This is a genomic window from Hydrogenophaga sp. PAMC20947, from assembly GCF_004795855.1.
Classification (GTDB): Bacteria; Pseudomonadota; Gammaproteobacteria; order Burkholderiales; family Burkholderiaceae_C; genus Hydrogenophaga.
Genome location: NZ_CP039252.1, coordinates 2,226,375 through 2,243,308, shown reverse-complemented (window position 1 = coordinate 2,243,308; position 16,934 = coordinate 2,226,375). Strand labels below are relative to the sequence as shown.

At 60.1% G+C, this 16,934-nt stretch carries 19 protein-coding genes; 5 read left to right on the top strand and 14 right to left on the bottom strand.

From position 1 onward, the window contains the following. Window positions 1–18: 18 nt before the first annotated feature. From E5678_RS10010 to E5678_RS09975, 8 genes are all read right to left on the bottom strand, one after another. Window positions 19–1,149, bottom strand: coding sequence for a glycosyltransferase (locus E5678_RS10010; RefSeq protein WP_136178389.1), 1,131 nt, complete (start codon window positions 1,147–1,149; stop codon window positions 19–21). Between the two features lie 62 nt (window positions 1,150–1,211). Continuing rightward, window positions 1,212–1,757 carry a dTDP-4-dehydrorhamnose 3,5-epimerase gene (gene rfbC / locus E5678_RS10005; RefSeq protein ID WP_136178388.1) on the bottom strand — a complete coding sequence of 182 codons (546 nt, stop codon included), beginning with the start codon at window positions 1,755–1,757 and terminating at the stop codon, window positions 1,212–1,214. Window positions 1,758–1,765: 8 nt separating this feature from the next. Continuing rightward, on the bottom strand, window positions 1,766–2,647 hold the full coding sequence (rfbA, locus tag E5678_RS10000) for a glucose-1-phosphate thymidylyltransferase RfbA (protein ID WP_136178387.1): 882 nt from the start codon (window positions 2,645–2,647) through the stop codon (window positions 1,766–1,768). A gap of 13 nt (window positions 2,648–2,660) precedes the next feature. Next, window positions 2,661–3,548 carry a dTDP-4-dehydrorhamnose reductase gene (gene rfbD / locus E5678_RS09995; RefSeq protein ID WP_247596975.1) on the bottom strand — a complete coding sequence of 296 codons (888 nt, stop codon included), beginning with the start codon at window positions 3,546–3,548 and terminating at the stop codon, window positions 2,661–2,663. Next, window positions 3,545–4,609: a dTDP-glucose 4,6-dehydratase gene (gene rfbB / locus E5678_RS09990; protein WP_136178385.1), complete on the bottom strand. Its 1,065-nt coding sequence runs from the start codon at window positions 4,607–4,609 to the stop codon at window positions 3,545–3,547. Before rfbB ends, rfbD begins: the two co-directional genes overlap by 4 nt. After that, on the bottom strand, window positions 4,606–5,322 hold the full coding sequence (locus tag E5678_RS09985) for a hypothetical protein (protein WP_136178384.1): 717 nt from the start codon (window positions 5,320–5,322) through the stop codon (window positions 4,606–4,608). The genes rfbB and E5678_RS09985 overlap by 4 nt, the downstream gene beginning before the upstream one ends. Continuing rightward, on the bottom strand, window positions 5,319–6,920 hold the full coding sequence (locus E5678_RS09980) for a DUF2142 domain-containing protein (protein ID WP_136178383.1): 1,602 nt from the start codon (window positions 6,918–6,920) through the stop codon (window positions 5,319–5,321). The genes E5678_RS09985 and E5678_RS09980 overlap by 4 nt, the downstream gene beginning before the upstream one ends. A gap of 51 nt (window positions 6,921–6,971) precedes the next feature. Beyond that, on the bottom strand, window positions 6,972–8,030 hold the full coding sequence (locus E5678_RS09975; protein ID WP_136178382.1) for a glycosyltransferase: 1,059 nt from the start codon (window positions 8,028–8,030) through the stop codon (window positions 6,972–6,974). Window positions 8,031–8,331: 301 nt separating this feature from the next. Here E5678_RS09975 and E5678_RS09970 point away from each other — a divergent pair, with 301 nt between their 5' ends. Then, a complete protein-coding gene (locus tag E5678_RS09970; protein ID WP_247596974.1) occupies window positions 8,332–9,276 on the top strand; it encodes a glycosyltransferase in 945 nt (314 codons plus the stop codon). Between the two features lie 241 nt (window positions 9,277–9,517). On the opposite strand, the gene E5678_RS09965 is transcribed toward E5678_RS09970, so the two are convergent. The 3 genes from E5678_RS09965 to E5678_RS09955 all read right to left on the bottom strand — a co-directional run bounded on the left by E5678_RS09965 (window position 9,518) and on the right by E5678_RS09955 (window position 11,862). Then, window positions 9,518–10,336 (bottom strand): restriction endonuclease, encoded by an 819-nt coding sequence (locus tag E5678_RS09965; RefSeq protein ID WP_136178380.1) that lies wholly within the window; start codon window positions 10,334–10,336, stop codon window positions 9,518–9,520. Window positions 10,337–10,500: 164 nt separating this feature from the next. Then, window positions 10,501–11,163: an MSMEG_1061 family FMN-dependent PPOX-type flavoprotein gene (locus tag E5678_RS09960; RefSeq protein WP_136178379.1), complete on the bottom strand. Its 663-nt coding sequence runs from the start codon at window positions 11,161–11,163 to the stop codon at window positions 10,501–10,503. A 57-nt stretch (window positions 11,164–11,220) separates the two neighbouring features. Beyond that, complete coding sequence (locus tag E5678_RS09955; RefSeq protein ID WP_247596973.1) at window positions 11,221–11,862, bottom strand: hypothetical protein; 642 nt, start codon at window positions 11,860–11,862, stop codon at window positions 11,221–11,223. 225 nt (window positions 11,863–12,087) lie between these two features. On the opposite strand from E5678_RS09955, the gene E5678_RS09950 reads away from it, so the two are divergent. The 3 genes from E5678_RS09950 to E5678_RS09940 all read left to right on the top strand — a co-directional run bounded on the left by E5678_RS09950 (window position 12,088) and on the right by E5678_RS09940 (window position 14,551). Then, a complete protein-coding gene (locus E5678_RS09950; RefSeq protein ID WP_136178378.1) occupies window positions 12,088–12,993 on the top strand; it encodes a DUF3014 domain-containing protein in 906 nt (301 codons plus the stop codon). Window positions 12,994–13,007: 14 nt separating this feature from the next. Further along, the gene (locus E5678_RS09945) at window positions 13,008–13,937 is read left to right on the top strand and encodes a M14 family metallocarboxypeptidase (protein ID WP_136178377.1); all 930 of its coding nucleotides are present in this window, start codon (window positions 13,008–13,010) and stop codon (window positions 13,935–13,937) included. A gap of 71 nt (window positions 13,938–14,008) precedes the next feature. After that, entirely contained in the window at window positions 14,009–14,551 is a 543-nt protein-coding gene (locus E5678_RS09940; protein WP_136178376.1) for a pseudouridine synthase, read from the top strand. Between the two features lie 109 nt (window positions 14,552–14,660). On the opposite strand, the gene E5678_RS09935 is transcribed toward E5678_RS09940, so the two are convergent. Then, entirely contained in the window at window positions 14,661–14,993 is a 333-nt protein-coding gene (locus tag E5678_RS09935; RefSeq protein WP_136178375.1) for a hypothetical protein, read from the bottom strand. Window positions 14,994–15,210: 217 nt separating this feature from the next. Between E5678_RS09935 and E5678_RS09930 the strand changes: the two genes are divergently transcribed. Then, window positions 15,211–15,615, top strand: a complete 405-nt coding sequence (locus E5678_RS09930; RefSeq protein WP_136178374.1) for a hypothetical protein — start codon at window positions 15,211–15,213, stop codon at window positions 15,613–15,615. A gap of 96 nt (window positions 15,616–15,711) precedes the next feature. On the opposite strand, the gene E5678_RS09925 is transcribed toward E5678_RS09930, so the two are convergent. Beyond that, entirely contained in the window at window positions 15,712–16,092 is a 381-nt protein-coding gene (locus E5678_RS09925) for a 6-carboxytetrahydropterin synthase (RefSeq protein WP_136178373.1), read from the bottom strand. Beyond that, window positions 16,089–16,724 (bottom strand): 7-carboxy-7-deazaguanine synthase, encoded by a 636-nt coding sequence (gene queE, locus E5678_RS09920; RefSeq protein WP_136178372.1) that lies wholly within the window; start codon window positions 16,722–16,724, stop codon window positions 16,089–16,091. The genes E5678_RS09925 and queE overlap by 4 nt, the downstream gene beginning before the upstream one ends. Window positions 16,725–16,934 lie beyond the last annotated feature (210 nt).

Sequence of the window (16,934 nt, the reverse complement as noted above, 5' to 3'; positions counted from 1 at the left end):
ACCCCTAGATGGTACCTCTCAGGCCTTGAGCAATTCCTGATACAGGTTGAAATAGAGGTCGGCCATCACGTTGGGCGTGAAATGGCGCTGGTAGCGTTCGAGGGCCCGTTGCCCCATTTCCTGGCTCAGTTCGGGATGGGCCAGCAATCGGTTGATCGCCTGGGCCAGCGCGGCGGGCTCCTCGGGCGGAACGACGAAACCAGTCTCGCCGTCCTGATTGACATAGGAGGTTCCTGTGCCAATCTCGCAGCTGATCATCGGCTTGGCGTGCATGGCGGCTTCAAGCAGGACCATGCCGTAGGCTTCAGAGCGCAGGTGTGAAGGCAAGACCAACGCGGCGCAATGCCTTAGCAGGGCGTGCTTCTCGGTTTCGCTGACCTGCCCGGCAAAGACGACGTTGTGAACCCCCAGGCGGGCCACCTGGCTTCGCAGGTTGGCTTCTTCAGGGCCGCTGCCAGCGATCACAAGGGTACCCGCGACGTCGTTCGCGGCTTCCACCAGAACGTGGAGACCTTTGTAAGCGCGCAGCACACCGAGCGAAAGCACAAACGGGCGACTGGTCAGCCCAAGGCGCTCGATGACGTCGGTGGGTGCCAGCGATTCGGGTTCGAGCGTTGAGTCGCTCATGCACAGGGGAATAACGTGCAGGCGGTCGGGCGCCACATGGCGCGAAAGCACCGGGCTGGTGTGCGCATAACGTGGCGATGTGGCCACCACCGCATCCATGTTGCCCAAGGTGTAGCGCATCAGGGGCGCATACAGCTTGCCCAGAACCTTTTGCTTGACGATGTCAGAGTGGTAGGTCATGACTTTGACCTTGTGCCGGGTGCTGGGCAGCAGGTTGAGCACATCGGCAAAGGGCCAAGGATAGTGAAAGTGGAGAACATCGGCCCACTCAGCGCATTCGGCAAACAATTTGAAGGCGTCGACGCCCCCCAGATCGCAGGAAGCGGGCGCCCAGTAGGAGCGCGCACGACACACCGTGGCTTCTGGCCGCTCTATTCGAATGGGATGGGGTGTGGGCGAGAGCGTGTACACCATGGATTCCACACCCAAGGCTTGGCACCCTGCTGCAATTTGGCGAATGGCCTGTTGCAGTCCGCCAGGCGGATCAGGGTAGTAGGTGCGGTAAATGTGGAGGACCTTCATGGGCAACGTGTCGTACTGGGTCAGGTGACGCCAGTGCGATTGGCGCAACCTCCTTTACCCGTTCAATCGAAAAGGTCGGCTGACTTGAGTGTTGAGGCCGACTGGTCTTTGGCCGAAAGCACGGGGGCCAGGTCGGTCGTCCAGTCGATCGCCAGATCTGGGTCATTCCAAAGGATGCTGCGCTCGAAAGCGGGCGCGTAATAGTCGGTGGTCTTGTACAGGAACTCAGCGGTTTCACTCAGCACCACAAACCCGTGACCAAAGCCCTCGGGTACCCACAGTTGCGCCTTGTTCTCGGCGCTCAGATGCGCGCCAACCCATTGACCAAAGGTCGGGGACGACTTTCGCAGGTCCACCGCGACATCAAAAACAGCGCCCTGTGATGCGCGCACGAGTTTGCCCTGGGGCTGCTGAATCTGATAGTGCAGACCGCGAAGAACGCCCTTGGTGGACTTGGAGTGGTTGTCTTGAACGAAGTGCACAGGACGGCCGACAGCTTCTTCAAACTTGGCCTGGTTGAAGCTCTCGAAAAAGAAACCGCGGTCATCTCCGAACACTTTGGGCTCAAAGAGGATGACGTCGGGAATGGCCAGAGGGGTAGCTTTCATGGGGTGACTCAGGTTTTGGATTCGTTGAGAATCTGCTGCAGGTATTGCCCGTAGCCATTTTTGGCGAGTGGGTGTGCGAGGGCTGCGAGTTGCTCCGCGCTGATCCAGCGATGGCGAAAGGCGATCTCCTCTGGGCATGCGACTTTCAAACCCTGGCGCTTTTCCAGCGTGGCGATGAATTGGCCTGCTTCCAGCAGGCTGTCATGGGTGCCGGTATCCAACCACGCATAACCGCGCCCCATGAGCTCGACATGCAGCTGGTTTCGCTCCAGGTACAAGCGGTTGAGATCCGTGATTTCCAGCTCACCTCGTGGCGATGGCTTCAGGTCTTTGGCCAGCTGCACCACCTGGTTGTCGTAAAAGTACAGGCCGGTGACGGCGAAATGGCTTTTGGGGTGTGCCGGTTTCTCTTCGAGGCTGAGCACGCGTCCCGCTGGATCGAACTCGGCGACGCCGTAGCGGTGGGGATCGTGCACGTGGTAGGCAAAGACGGTGGCGCCGCTTTCGCGTTCATTGGCGTTGCGCAACAACTCGGCAAAGTCGTGGCCGTAGAAAATGTTGTCCCCGAGCACCAATGTCGAAGGGTCCTGGCCGATGAAATTCTCACCGATGATGAATGCCTGTGCCAAGCCATCCGGGCTGGGTTGCACCGCGTACTGAAGGTTGAGACCCCACTGGCTGCCATCGCCAAGCAAGTCTTGGAACCGCGGCGTGTCCATGGGGGTGGAGATGATCAGGATATCTCGGACACCGGTGAGCATGAGGGTGCTCAGCGGGTAATAGATCATGGGCTTGTCGTACACAGGCATGAGCTGTTTGCTCACGGCTTGGGTCACAGGGTACAACCTCGTGCCCGATCCGCCGGCCAGGATGATGCCTTTTCTTTTCATTGCGAAGTCCAGATCAAAGAATGGTTTGAAGGATGTGGCCAACGCCCAATCGCCAATCTGGCAAAACCAGCGAAAACGCCGTTTGGAAACGGGTGGTGTCCATGCGCGAGTTGTGTGGGCGTTTGGCTGGGGTAGGGTAGCTTGCCGCGGGTATCGGGAGCACGCGTTCTGGCCTGGTCTTGAGCGGTTTGCCCATTTTGAGGGCGTGGTCGATCACGAACTGGGCGTAAGCGTGCCAAGAAGTGTCTCCGCCGGCGGTTAGGTGATACAGCCCGTAAGGGAATTTTTCGGCACCCTCGCGGGCCAGTTGTCGGACCAGGTGGGCAGTGACATCCGCGAGCAAAGCTGCTGATGTAGGCGCCCCAAACTGATCTGCGACCACTTTGAGCTCGTCGCGCTCAGCGGCCAGGCGCAGCATGGTCTTGGCAAAATTGCCACCGTGGGCGCCCACAACCCAACTCGTGCGCAGGATCAAATGGTGCGGTGTGGCCTCGGCCAAACCCTGCTCACCTTGGAGCTTGGTGCGCCCATAGGCCGATTGAGGGTTGGTTGGATCGGTCTCTGTGTAGCTTCCGGCTTTTTCGCCATCGAAGACATAGTCGGTGGAAAAGTGGATCACCGATGCGCCAAGCTTGGCCGCCTCTTCGCCCAGAATACCGGGCGCTTGGGCGTTCACAGCGTGGGCCATATCCTGGTCGGTTTCGGCTTTGTCCACTGCGGTGTAGGCCGCCGCGTTCACGATGACATCCGGGTGGACCTTTTGAATCAGCTCGCGCAGGGCCGCGCCATCGGCCAGATTGCAATCGTCAGTGCCCACAGCGACGACCTCTCCAAGTGGAGCCAGCGCGCGCTGCAGTTCAAAACCCAGCTGGCCGTTCTTGCCTGTCATCAGGATCCTCATGAGGCGGTTCCGTATTGTTGGCCCATCCAGTTGCGGTATTCACCGCTCTGCACTTGGTCGACCCAGGTCTGGTTGTCCAAATACCAGCGCACCGTTTTTCGAATACCGGTTTCGAAGGTTTCCGATGGTTTCCACCCCAGCTCGCGGTGAATTTTTGTGGCGTCGACGGCGTAGCGCCGGTCGTGCCCGGGCCGGTCTTTCACGTAGGTGATCTGGGTTGCATATTTTTGCCCGTCCGCACGCGGCGACATCTCATCGAGCAAGGCGCAGACGGTGTTCACGATGTCGAGATTGGGCTTTTCGTTCCATCCCCCAACGTTGTAGGTTTCACCTGTTCGCCCCGATTCAAGGACCCTGCGAATCGCGCTGCAATGGTCTTTGACAAAGAGCCAGTCGCGTACCTGCATGCCATCTCCATAGACAGGCAAAGGCTTGCCAGCGAGGGCGTTCACAATCATGAGCGGAATCAGCTTCTCGGGGAAATGGTAAGGGCCGTAATTGTTCGAGCAATTGGTCGTCAGGACGGGCAGGCCGTAGGTGTGGTGGTAGGCACGCACCAAGTGGTCGCTGGACGCTTTGCTGGCCGAGTAGGGGCTGTTGGGCGCGAACGCTGTGGATTCGGTGAATGGGGCTTCATCTGGACCCAATGTGCCGTAGACCTCGTCGGTGGAGACATGCAGGCACCGGAAAGACGCTTTGGCCTCGTCGTCCAGGGCGCTCCAGTGGGCGCGCACAGATTCCAGCAGATGGAAGGTGCCCACCACGTTGGTCTGTATAAAATCTTCGGGGCCGTGAATCGAGCGGTCGACGTGGCTTTCAGCGGCAAAATTCACCACCGCGCGTGGCCTGTGTTGGCTCAGGATTCCGTCCACCAGCGCACGGTCACCGATGTCACCTTGCACAAAAATGTGGCGTTCATCCCCTTGCAAGCTGGCCAGGCTTTGCAGGTTGCCGGCATAGGTCAGCTTGTCGAGATTGATGACGGGTTCATCGCTTTGTGCGAGCCAGTCCAGCACAAAATTGGCGCCAATGAAACCTGCGGCTCCGGTTACGAGAATCATGCGTGTTCACCTCTTGAGGGTTGACCGGCAGGCCGGTTGTCTTTTGGAACGGTTGGTGGTCTGGTCAGGACCATCAGAACAGTCAGCAGCAATGCCAGTGTGAACAAGCAAACCATGGCCACCACGACGCCATCTTTGGTGCTCGGACCGGGATTGGCCGTGAAATTGTAGGTGGCGGCGTACTCGCTGGGTTTGCCGTTGATCACCGCGTGGGTAGGCCCCTTGGCGGGCCCCAGTGCGATCATCGCAACCTGTTTCAGGCCGGGCTCTACAACGGACAGGTCGAGGAACGTGTCTCTGTCAAACACCTCTTCAGCGTGCGACCCTTCAAAGCAGAATGGCTGAAAATAGGTGGTGATTTGCCTGGATTTTACTTGCGTGGTCCAGGCTTTCGAGTCTGTAGACAGGCGCAGGAGCAGGGTGCCTTCGGTGGTCCACTTGCCACCCCGGTCGTATTCGAGGCGCAACCACAGACAAATCGGTGCTTCACGCAGCCGGCGCTTGACGTGGTTCAAATCTTTGGTGTCGATGGCTTGTCTCAGGGTAAAGCCTGAGTCGATGACCATCGGGTGGATCGAAGCTTGGGGGGTGTGATCGGAAATCGATCCGTGAAAGTGGTTTTGAAACGACCCTTCCGCCGCCACATAGAGGCCTGCGGCCATGGCGAAAGTCAAAACCAGGGGCATCACTGCCAAGCGCAAGAACGTCTTCATAGGCGAACCATGTTGAAGAAGGGAATCAGCGTGTTGATCTCGGCGTTTAGATGCGCCCAGGCCAGAAGCGCTGTGACCAGCCCGCAGAGGGGCAGCGCAAAGCGCATCTGGCGAATGGCGATACCAAATGAAGCGAGAAGCAATGGAATGAATGGGTAGAGGTAGCGCCCCTGGATGCCCGCCGCACGTTGCGCGATCACATAGGCTTCATGTCCCTTGAGGAAAAGCAGCAATGTGAACAAGCACAGCAAGATCGGCCCGTAGGCCAGCAGCCGAGAATCAGCGGAGGAAGAAAGAAAGACCAATACCAAGCCTGCGATGCCCGTTATGGCGAGCAGGGCCGCGACCGCCTGGATCTGGTAGGCGTATCGCGGATCGAGTTTGAACGCGTGCGCGTACACCCAAGCCGTGCCACCCAGAGCCAATACGAGCAGGGTAGCTGGGAGCCACTTGTTGGCATGGATGCGTGTCAGCCCACGATGAATCAACCCCTGCATTGAGGCTATCGAGGCCTCTTCGTGATTGGCTGGTGCCGTGCGCAGAACCCGAAACAGTGTGGCGCCCAGCAACAGGGTGGCGCAGGCTACACCCACCCAGATGAAGATGTTGAGTGAGATACCTTGGACGACCGTTATTCTGACGCCGTGGCAGAAACGCTCCAGGACCGCCAGCGACTCTGCGGAGTTGCAAAAGCCTGAAAAACCTTCCAGTCCGTAGAAGTGAAGGAAGAGCCAGTCAAAGAAGGGCTGTTGCTCGAGGTAGTTGGTTCGGGTGTAGTGGGTTGCAAGGACCGCCCCATCGCTCCCGCCAACGTAAAACGGGTCGCCAAAGAAGAAGATGTTTCTGCGCATCCACCAGAGCGCCGTGCTGCACGAAATCAGGCTCAGGATGGCAGCATGGAGCAGCCATTTCCAGCCTGTGCGCCGCAATTCAAAGATGAGAATGCCCAGAATCCCGGCAATGAGAACCCAGCCTGTCATCTTGGTGGCGCCCACGCACGCGAGCCAAAACGCGCACCCATAGGCATTTGCCAAACGGTGGGACGCTAGGTAGCGCACCAGCTGAAGCGAGGCCAAGGCACACATCAGGGTGAGAAAAATGTCGTTGGTGATGCCTGAGGCGAGGTGCGTCACGGTGGGGATGAACCCAAACCAGGATGCGACGGCAATGGCCAACCGTTCCTCAACGCCCACTGCGGTCAGGATGCGAAAGCACACAAAAATCAACAGCCCCAGGCAAATGGCCGACACCACCCTGGTGGCTTGCGCCAGTCTTACCTTGTTGTTGGTGAAGTGCTTGGCGATGCTGTAAGGAATCGCCGCGACGGCGTAATAAAGCGGTGGGTGCTGAACGATGTAGTTGTACCGGTCCCCGTCTGGAAGGCCCCAGTCGCGCCACAGGTTGTTCGAGATGACGCCCCTGCCTTTGTCGGTTTGCCCAAGAACCGGCAGAGGGCGGCCTTTGGTGATGTCGATCACATAAGCGTAGTGGCCGCTTTCATCTGGGATATCGCCTTGAAGCGTGACGAAGATTCCAAAAAACCACGCCTGCAAGAAAAACAGCACAGACAACACATAGATGGCACGAGGTGGGCGCATAAACAGGCGTGGTGAATGGCAGGGGGATTGGGCGAGTCGGGGTCGCCGCGCTCAGGCTTGGCCGATGGCTTCTACGAGGATGCGTTCGAGCCCTTCGCCCAGCTTTTCAACCGTTCCGTATTCCTGGAATCGCGCGTGCCCATTTTTTGCGATGCGCTCGCGAAGCTCGGGGTCGTTTTTGAGGTGCAGAATTGCATCGGCCAATGCACGAGGGTCGGCAGGCTCGACGAAATAGGCGCTTTCACCATGTGTCAGCAGCTCTTGCACAGGGGCATTGCGCCGGGTGATCAAGGGCTTGCCCATGCCGATGGCTTCATTGGCCTTGTTGGTGATGACCAGCTCGGCCCTGTCGTTGTCGCCAAAAATGCCCAGGCAGATATCGGCTTCTGCCATGAGTGTGGCCAGTCCGGCATACGGCACGGGGTCAAGGATTCGAACATTGTGCAAGTCAAGCTCTTTCATGAGCGCCATGTCCTGTTCAAACGTCAAGCCCCGACCAACGATTTGAAACTGGACGCCTTCGCTCTCCAGCAGCTTGGCTGCGTGCAGTATGTGTCGAACGCCATGGAACGGTATGAACTCACCGTGGAAGTGAACCAGGAATTCGTCCGTGGTGCGCAGCATGGGGCGGGGATGGATGACCGAGTCGTCCACGGCAAGAAAAAGGCGGCGCATCCGATCGGTGCTGGTGCGTGCATAGGTACCAAAGTGCTGGATCACATGGTCGCTGTCCAGGATGGAGAGGCTTGCGCATTTGTACGACAACCAGTCTGCCCAAGCGTAGACCTTGGCCATGATCGACCCCGGTTTCGCCTTCTGCCGATCGAACACCATCGTGTCGTACGTGGTGATGTACATGTCGAAGACGATGGGTTTCCACGTCAGCAAGCGCATGGCGGGCGTGAGCAGTTGGCCGTAGAAGCCAGTCAAGACGATGTCGCAAGAGGGCGCCGCCAGCATGGCGCGCCAGAGAATTCGAGGGTAGTGCTTGAATGACTTGTCAGCGGGCAGGCACTTGACGACCTGATGCCCTCGCAACTCCAAGGCGCGTATGACAATCCGGGTTCTGGAGTAGCTTTCTTCCCGTCCAGCGATATAGAGAATTTTCATGGGGAGATTGCTGCCAGGCTAATGGATGTTGTATTTTGGCTGGGCGATCGCGACAGGCTGATCTTGAGACAGCCTGCAACTCCACCGTCGACGGACTTTTGTCAATGGCTTTGTGTGGCCAAGTCCGGCGTTGCCATGCAGAGTTTCACGGCGCTCAAAAGTTAGTCCTCTATGATATCGCATGGCTGAAACCCCCCAGAACTCAAGCGCGCGCTCCGGCGGATGTGGGGACCTTCCCGCTGCGCCCCTGATTTCGATTGTTGTTCCTGTTTATGACTGCGCAAGCTTTCTTGAGCAATGCTTGCAATCGCTGATTGCGCAAAGCGAGCGGCATATCGAGATTCTGCTGATTGATGACGGATCCACTGACGGCAGTGGGGCTATTTGTGATCACTACGCGGCTCAGGATTCACGGATGCGCGTGACGCACAAGGCCAATGGCGGCGTTTCCTCCGCCAGGAATCTGGCGCTTGAATTGGCTACAGGCGCATATGTTGTGTTCGTTGATGCCGACGACTATGTGGCGCCTGCATTCGTCCAACGGATGGGCGACAGGATGGTTGACCATGATGTGGTGGTTTGCGCTTACAACCGTGTGAGGGCGGACAGCGCGCAGCCCTTTGTGCTGTGCGGCTCAGGAGCGTTGGCGCTGGACGCTTTGTACGAACACACGTTGTGCACGTTGCTGATCGGCGGAGGTTGCTGCAACAAGGCCTTTCGCATGGACACGATTCGCAAACACGCATTGCGCTTTGACACACGCATCGCGGTGGGTGAAGACCTGCTGTTTCTTGTTCAGTACTACCAGCACTGCCGCACGGCGTACTACATCGGCGATACGCTCTATCACTACCGGTACAACGAGGTATCCGCCACCGAGTCGGCCTTTGCGCAAAAAAAGGTCCATCAGGGTTCGGCCAGCATTCTAATGGCATTGGACGAAATGGAGCACCACATCGATCGCACGGTGCCCTTTCAAGTGGCCTTCCTGGGCTACCGCAAGGTGCGATCCAGTTTGCGGCTGTTTTTTCAGATGGTGCTGTCCCGGACCTGGAACACGCAATGGCTGGTGGCGATCAAGCGAAATATTCGCCAATCGTTTGGCGTGTTCGTCAGCTCAACGCACGCGCGCTGGCTGGAGCGTGCCGCTGCTGGCGGTATATTTTTCTCTGTGCGGTTGGCTTACGCGGGAGCCGTGCTGATGTCGATGTTGTTGGGCAACCGAATGGCCAGACTTCGCAACTGAAAACACCTTCGTGTTGGCTCGTTTCCAGCGTTCAAGGGTCATTTCTTGGAATAGGGCCCTCAGCATCAGTGCCCCATGAAGATGCGGATTGTGCAGCCGCGAGCCAATGCCAGTCTCCCAGCGCTTTCCGGGTGATGAACCTATTGAAATAGAACACAGGGGTAAGCGCTGCACAACCCCTGCGAAGCGCGTTCGGATCCAGAACGGGATGGCTGGCGAGCTGGTGTTGATTCAGTTGCACTCAACGCGGCTCTCCTTGCAAGACCTTGAGCAACAAGGCTTGTTGCTCAAGGGAGCGTCGGCTGATCAAAAGCAGCAGATCCTGGGCTTCCAGCACGTGGATGCCGAAGCTGGCGGCCAAAGTCAAGGCGGGTGTCGTGTAGTCGGCCAAAGTGATGCAGGCACCCCATCGCAACCCAAGGGTACTGATCCTTTTTTGCAGAGCACGGATGCTTGCAACGTCGACCGGTGAATCCTTTTCAGTCAGGCATTGCACAACCGCCACGGCGTCGGGGATGGTCGGGACTTCCAGCCAGATGTCCACGCCGCTGCCGTGGTCCTGTTCAGACAGGCGGGTTGCAAAACCCGCTTGTGAAAAAATCGTCTCGCACAAGGCCACAAAGCGGTTGTTGTCGAGACCTGTCAGCATCTCTTCGCGCCAAATGACCGGCTGGGTCAGTCCGTGCTCTGGTGCCGGCGATGGTGATGGCGGTGTGTCAGTGCCCAGGGTTTCCCGTTCAATCTGGTCAATCAAAGCCTTGATGGCGGTTGCTGCGGGTTGGGTGGGCTTGCGCCCGGGTGCTGGCGCGGGTTCTTCGATACGTGAGGTGCGGCGTTTGCCCGCCAGCCGAGTCGCGAGGTGCAGCAGCATCATGAGCGCACCAAAGCCCAGGGCCCACCAGGCAGGCATGCTGACCGCCGTGGCGACGAACGGATGTCGTCCGCTCACGGCGAACGCAAGCATCAGTAAACCGGCACCCGTAACCGTGACGATCAGTCCGTTTTTCCACAATTGTTTTCCGGCCTTGCGGCCGCGCTGGCGCCTCGATGGCTGTGCCATTCGTATTCCTCCCCAAAATCCGGTGCAGGAGGGATTTTGCCTTAAGTCGAAAGACCTAAGACGGGTCTGTGTAACGTCCGGGATATGCGGACAGAGTCCTTCGCGTGTGGGACGCCGATTTTTTCGATACACCCTGTTGCATATTCGGGTTTTGCAGCGCTTCTCTAGAGGGTCTGGCGGTAGCGTTCTTCCATCTCGGCCTGTGACTCTGCGGCGACGTCTTCCCCGTGGAACTCGCGCAATTGGTCCCGCAGCATTTCGCCCAAGCTGGGCAGCTCGGATCGCTGGATATGGCGGCCTGGATCCCACAGCTGGGCGCGCATCAAGGCCTTGGCGCAATGCACATAGCAGGATTGCACCTCAATGCGGATCGCCAGGGGCGGCAGGCGCTGGGCTTCGGCGCACCGCTGCCGGTCGGGCGCCTGGGTGGAGAGCCGGGCCAGGCCGTTGACCCGCAGGGTTTCGTCCATGCCAGGCAAGAGAAAGACCAAGCCCACCGGGGCCCCGTTGGGTCCGTGGCTGGCGATGTTTTCCAGGGTGTCTAGCAGGTTGTTGCCGGGCGCATCGGGGATCAGCAGTGTGTGGGCATCGGGCGCTTTCACAAAACCGGGTTCACCACCCCGGGGCGAGGCATCCATCTCGCCGAGATCGGCGTGGCCGCTGGCAATCACCACAAAGGGCGAGAGGCCGATGAGGCGCGTGGCATGGCTGTCCAGACGGGGCATCGCTTTGCGTGCCGAGCGGCCGCGCTTGGGGCCATAGAGGGCGCGCAAAGCCGCGACCGATGTGAGGGTTCCGGTGGGGTCGGCAGAGGGTGCAGCAGTCATGGTCGTTGTTTCAGCCATCAAAATCGGTCATTAAAAGGGATGCGAAGCAGGGTCCGCTCAGAGGTCGGTTTCGATGGCTTCGACTTCGATCACGCCTTCAAACAGGTCGATGGCGGTGGCGGCCACCTGGGCGGTGTCGTAGTAAGCGTAAGCCCCAACGCCCACTGCGCCCACGATGGGCAGCCAGCGGGCCATGCCCTTGCCCAGCGCGCGTTGTGCCAGCTTGGCGCCGATGCGCCGGGTGATGGCGCCGATCAGGCGCGGGGATGCGCGCCGCACCAGGGTGCGTTGGCCCACGCGCACCACCAAATCGCGCACACCCTGAGCCGCTGTGTGCTGGAACAGGCAATACACCACCTGCTCGGGCGTCAGCGTCTTCTGTTTGCCGTACACCGCAGCAATGTCGGCGACCATCTGCTTCTGGATGTTCCAGACCCCCATCATCTCCGGCAGGATGGTGAGCCAGCCGATGGCGCCCGGCGGCAGAGCGAGCGCGCCGGCCGCCATGGCGGCCTTTGAAGCCGCGGCATTGGCCAGCTTGCGCGAGGCTTCTTCGGGTTTCTGGCTTTTGCGTTCGTCTGAATTGGGGACCTGGCCCATGAAAGGCAGAATAGCTTCAGCGATCAGCACACCCATCCTGGAGGAGGGTTTGTCTGCCTCGGCAGGGCTTGGCTTCTTGGCAGTGGACTTGGTTGACACGGCGATGCCTTTCAGAATGGGCGTGAGGACTGTCGTTTGTTCTTTCTGTCATTATTCAGTGTAGGCCGCTCCGGGTGACCCGGGTGGAGTGGTGCACCCAATGTGGCTGCACGGGCCGAGGGGCGCCACCTCGCCCTTCGGGTCTTGGCTGGCTGGGGCGACAGAGCGGGGAAAGCGGCGGTGTAGGATGGAAAGCCTCTGTATTCCGACCAAGGCCATGAGACCATGAACCGTCCGCTACCGAAGCCCGAAACCCGTTCGTTTGATCGTTTCTCCGCCCTGGCCATTGCGGTGGTGCTGGCCTTGCTGGGGTATTTCGGCTGGCGTTATTTTGATGGCCGCCAGACGCCGGCAACGGTTGACATGCCGGCGTCGGTCGCAACCGATGCCCCACCGGGAGAGCCAGCTGCGCCAGTGGCTGCGGCTGACGCGGCCCTGTCTGAGCCGCCGGCCATCGAAAACCCCGTGGAGGCGCTGGACAGCGCTGACGCTCAGGCAGCGCCTGTGGCCCTGCCCGTGCTCGGCGACTCCGATGCGGTGGTAACGGAGCGGCTGTCGCAGCTCATCAGCCGCAAGAACGTGCTCACTTTTTTGCAGCTCGACGGCTTTGTGCGGCGAGCGGTGGCCACCGTGGACAACCTCGCCCGGTCGCAGGCTTCGACCACCCGCTGGCCCGTGGTCCCGACCCCGCAGCGTTTCAGCACCCTCAAAGGGCCTGACGGTGTTGAACGTATCCACCCCGACAACAGCCGCCGCTATGCACCCTTTGTGACGATGGTGGAAGCGGTCAATACCGAACAGGCGGTGGCGCTGTACCGCCAGCTGTATCCGCTGTTTCAGCAGTCTTATGAAGAGCTGGGGTTTCCCGGTCGCTACTTCAACGACCGGCTGGTTCAGGTGCTGGACCACCTGATTGCCACACCGGTGCCGGCAGGGTCTCTGGCCGTGACGCTGGTGGAGGTGAAAGGCTCGGTGACGTCCTTGCGCCCCTGGGTGCGTTACGAGCTGGCCGATCCCGCGTTGGAGTCGATGTCGGCTGGGCGCAAGATGCTGATGCGCATGGGGCCTGCGCAGCAGCGCCGCTTGCAGGCCAAGCTCAGCGAAATTCGCCTGCTTGTGGCCAAACCCTAACCTTTTTTTCTTTCATGAGCGCCTCTCCTGCCTTGTCTTTCTATCCCATCGGAACACCTGGCCAGCGCTGGGGCGGCCAGGAGGTCGATCAATGGCGGGCCCTTCAAACGCGCCAGCGCAGTTATGCCGACGATGTGCTGAGCGAGATTCAACGCCTGGCTTCGCGCTTTGATGCCGTGCCTTACGGCGAGATCGCCTACGCCGGTGAAACTTTTCGCCTGGTGGCTTTGCGGAGCCAGGGCTGGGTGTCGGGTCGGCCCACCGTGCTGGTGACGGGCGGGGTGCATGGCTATGAAACCAGCGGTGTTCATGGTGCGTTGAGGTTTCTGGATAAGAATGAAGCTGCGTTCGTGGACCGGGTCAATTTGCTGGTGGTACCGTGTGTGAGCCCTTGGGCCTATGAGCGCATTCACCGCTGGAATTTTGATGCCATCGACCCCAACCGATCCTTTCAGGAAGCCAGCCCTGCACTGGAATCGGCAGCGCTGATGCGGCTGGTGGCGCCGCTCAAAGGTCAGTTCCTTGCGCACATCGATCTGCACGAAACCACCGACACCGACGAGTCCGAGTACCGTCCCGCGTTGGCCGCGCGCGACGGCCTGCCGTTTGAACCGGGCTCCATTCCGGATGGTTTCTACCTGGTCGATGACACGGAGAACCCCCAGCCCGATTTTCAGCAAGCGATCATCCAGGCCGTCGAGGGTGTAACGCACATCGCGCCGCCCGACGCGCAGGGCGCCATCATTGGTTCGCCCCTGTTTGGGCGCGGTGTCATCCGGTATGCCTTCCAGGCCTGGGGCCTGTGCGCGGGCATCACCGGCGCACGCTACACGACCACCACCGAGGTCTACCCCGACAGCCCGCGCGCCACGCCGGAGCAGTGTGTGGCCGCTCAGGTCGCAGCGGTGTGTTCGGCCATTGAATACGCCGTGGCTCAAAGCTGATTTGGTGGCGCGTCTCATGCCGCTGATATGCTGCGCGCCATGAGTGTGTGTACTGTGCCTTGGGGGCTTTTGTGAGCGATGCTTCCCGCCTGATCTGTTTCAACAAGCCCTATGGCGTCTTGAGCCAATTCACGCCCGAAGGGCGCTGGCGCGGGCTGAAAGATTTCATCGATGTGCCTGGCGTGTATGTGGCCGGGCGGCTGGATGCCGATAGCGAGGGATTGCTGCTGCTCACCAACGACGGGCAGCTGCAAGCCCGTATCAGCGACCCGCGCCACAAAATGGAAAAGACCTATTGGGTGCAGGTGGAGGGCGAACCCGACGACGCAGCCTTGGCTGCTTTGTGCGCTGGCGTCACGCTGAACGATGGTCCCACCCGCCCCGCACGCGCGCAGCGAATCCCTGTGCCAGCCCAGCTTTGGGAGCGAGACCCGCCGGTGCGTTTTCGGCAATCGATCCCGACGAGCTGGCTGGAGCTGGTGATCCGGGAAGGGCGCAACCGGCAGGTGCGCCGCATGACGGCCGCGGTGGGGTTCCCCACCTTGCGCCTGATCCGAGCGGCCATTGGGCCTTATGCGCTGGAAGGTCTGGCGCCAGGGAATTGGCGAGGTTGATGGGGTCTCTTTGCCCTGTGCCTTGCCCCTGAAACACTTGCTGCGTTGGGCGCTGTCAAATTGACGAGAACGGCGCTGGCCATCCATGCCGTGAAGAGCCAGGTGAACTTCATGCCTGCCAGACGCCAAAACCCGCTGAACGCAAATCGATGCCGATGTTGACTTCCATCAGCTGGGCAGCCTCGTAGTCCATGGGGTTGAATCCTTCGTAGAGGTCGGGCAACAGGCGAAGGCCGTACTTCATCACATAGGCGTTGGACTGGATGCCTGCCTTGTGTTTGTCAAAGCGCAGATCCGGGTCCAGGCCGGTCATGCCCACATAGACGCAGGGCTTGCCGTCGAGGTAGCCGGGGTTGCATTTGCGGAATTTGCTTTCGTGCAGCACATCGGTGTGCAGTTCGATCACATAGACGCTGTGGTGCAGGCGTTTGCGGCGGGGCATGGATTGAATTGAAATAGATCGGAGCGGACGCGCCGGGTGGATTTTTTCGCCAGTGGAGCACCCCGGGGGGCGGCGCTGTCCTACACGTGCCATCGGTATTGTCGGACTTGCCGGGGGCGACGGTGTGCCTAAGATGAGCTCTATGACGCTTGGGCCAGATCTGGCACCTAAACCGCGAGCGCCTTTGTGTGCACCACCCAACCCCAGGAGATATGCCATGACGTTGACCTCAAATTTGAAACCCCTTCACAGCTTGTTGTGTGCCGTGTTGCTGGCCGCCCCGGTCGGCCATGCCTTGGCAGCGCCCGACCGCGACGCTATTCAGGCGCAGTACCAAACAGACCGAAAGCTCTGCATGGATGAAAAATACGATCCAGCCGCACGAAAGGTGTGCCTGAAAGAAGCGGGCGCTGCCCGTCAGGCGGCCTTGCGCGGAACCTTGGCCGGGTCTGCCTCGCCAAGTGACCTGCGGCGCAATGCGCTGGCCCGCTGTGCGGTCCACAAAGATGCGGTCGATCGCGCGTCTTGTGAAGGCATGGCTCAGGGCAAAGGCGCGTCCCAAGGCTCGGTGGAAGGCGGGGGCGTGTTCAAGGAAATGGTGGTCCCCGTCGATCCTTCCTGATCCCGAACCGACCCATCGATGTCCTGTACGGTCTGAGGCGCTGCGGTTTGGCGGTCGTCGGCCTTGCGCGGAACCGGCGGTGTTGCGGGATGCTGTTCAGGCACCAGCCGCATCGTGGGCCAGCAGAAGGCAGCCATCGCCCTGGCCTTCGCGCCACACCCGCACACTTTGAATCAGGTCGCGCGGCAGCTCGACAGTTTCAAGAATGAACAGGCAGAGGTTTTCCAGGGTGGGAATGCCGAGGCCGGGCACTTCGTCGAGCAAGTGGTGGTCCAGGGTTTCACGCAGCTTTGCGATCGCGATGCGCACCAGCCCCAGGTCGAGCACCATGCCGGTCTGGGGATCGGGTGTGCCAATCACGGTGATTTCAGCCGAGTAGGTGTGGCCGTGGATGCGGCGGCTCGATTCGGTCTCCAGCGCGCGCTGCAGGGTATGGGCGGCGTCGAAGTAAAAACGCTGGCTCAATTGAAATTTCATCGGATGCCCGTGATCTTGTGGGTTTGCAGGCTCAGACGCCAGGCAGGGCGAGCCTTGCAGAGTTCGATGCACGTCTGAATATTGTCGGCCTGGTGGGCGTTGTCCATGGGCTGCAGGAAGCGGTTCTTGAAATCGGCAGCTTCCATGGCGGCCAGATCGGTGCCAGGTTGTGGCCAGACCACTTTGAGCTCGTCGCCGCGCCGCTGCACCCATTCGGCGCCCGCCTTGGGGCTGACACACAGCCAGTCAATGCCCTCGGGGGCCGCGATTGTCCCATTGGTTTCCACCGCCACTTTAAAGCCCTGTGCGTGCACCGCATCGAGCAGGGCGGAGTCGATTTGCAGCAAGGGCTCCCCGCCGGTCATGACGATCAGGCGGTTGCGGGTGTCATTTGTGGGCCAGAAGCGGGCGATGGCTTCTGCCAAGGCCTCAGCGGTGGCAAATTTTCCGCCGCCTGTGCCATCCGTTCCCACGAATTCGGTGTCGCAAAACCGGCAAATGGCGGAAGCGCGGTCTTCCTCGCGCCCGCTCCAGAGGTTGCAGCCTGCGAAACGGCAAAACACGGCCGGGCAGCCTGCATTGGCGCCTTCGCCTTGCAGGGTATAGAAGATTTCTTTGACAGCGTAGGTCACGATGGGAGGCCATGGCCCTCAAGGGGCGGTGAGTCGGTTGAGCGGGTGGGGGCGTGCCGTCACAGGCACTGACAGGGCGCCTGGCGCGATCCAAGAAACACCGAACACGGCGCTTTTGACAGACCGGGCCCTGGCGCCTTGTGCGGTGTGAGGCCCTGGTCCGTTGGTGTTCCCAAGCCAGATCGCCTCGCTCTGCGTTTGCGCAGACAA

What these genes read in the sequence shown, in the direction of transcription:
- E5678_RS10010 (WP_136178389.1), bottom strand. Translation starts at nt 1,149, where the DNA reads ATGAAGGTCCTCCACATTTACCGCACCTACTACCCTGATCCGCCTGGC.
- rfbC (WP_136178388.1), bottom strand. Translation starts at nt 1,757, where the DNA reads ATGAAAGCTACCCCTCTGGCCATTCCCGACGTCATCCTCTTTGAGCCC.
- rfbA (WP_136178387.1), bottom strand. Translation starts at nt 2,647, where the DNA reads ATGAAAAGAAAAGGCATCATCCTGGCCGGCGGATCGGGCACGAGGTTG.
- rfbD (WP_247596975.1), bottom strand. Translation starts at nt 3,548, where the DNA reads ATGAGGATCCTGATGACAGGCAAGAACGGCCAGCTGGGTTTTGAACTG.
- rfbB (WP_136178385.1), bottom strand. Translation starts at nt 4,609, where the DNA reads ATGATTCTCGTAACCGGAGCCGCAGGTTTCATTGGCGCCAATTTTGTG.
- E5678_RS09985 (WP_136178384.1), bottom strand. Translation starts at nt 5,322, where the DNA reads ATGAAGACGTTCTTGCGCTTGGCAGTGATGCCCCTGGTTTTGACTTTC.
- E5678_RS09980 (WP_136178383.1), bottom strand. Translation starts at nt 6,920, where the DNA reads ATGCGCCCACCTCGTGCCATCTATGTGTTGTCTGTGCTGTTTTTCTTG.
- E5678_RS09975 (WP_136178382.1), bottom strand. Translation starts at nt 8,030, where the DNA reads ATGAAAATTCTCTATATCGCTGGACGGGAAGAAAGCTACTCCAGAACC.
- E5678_RS09965 (WP_136178380.1), bottom strand. Translation starts at nt 10,336, where the DNA reads ATGGCACAGCCATCGAGGCGCCAGCGCGGCCGCAAGGCCGGAAAACAA.
- E5678_RS09960 (WP_136178379.1), bottom strand. Translation starts at nt 11,163, where the DNA reads ATGACTGCTGCACCCTCTGCCGACCCCACCGGAACCCTCACATCGGTC.
- E5678_RS09950 (WP_136178378.1), top strand. Translation starts at nt 12,088, where the DNA reads ATGAACCGTCCGCTACCGAAGCCCGAAACCCGTTCGTTTGATCGTTTC.
- E5678_RS09945 (WP_136178377.1), top strand. Translation starts at nt 13,008, where the DNA reads ATGAGCGCCTCTCCTGCCTTGTCTTTCTATCCCATCGGAACACCTGGC.
- E5678_RS09935 (WP_136178375.1), bottom strand. Translation starts at nt 14,993, where the DNA reads ATGCCCCGCCGCAAACGCCTGCACCACAGCGTCTATGTGATCGAACTG.
- E5678_RS09930 (WP_136178374.1), top strand. Translation starts at nt 15,211, where the DNA reads ATGACGTTGACCTCAAATTTGAAACCCCTTCACAGCTTGTTGTGTGCC.
- E5678_RS09925 (WP_136178373.1), bottom strand. Translation starts at nt 16,092, where the DNA reads ATGAAATTTCAATTGAGCCAGCGTTTTTACTTCGACGCCGCCCATACC.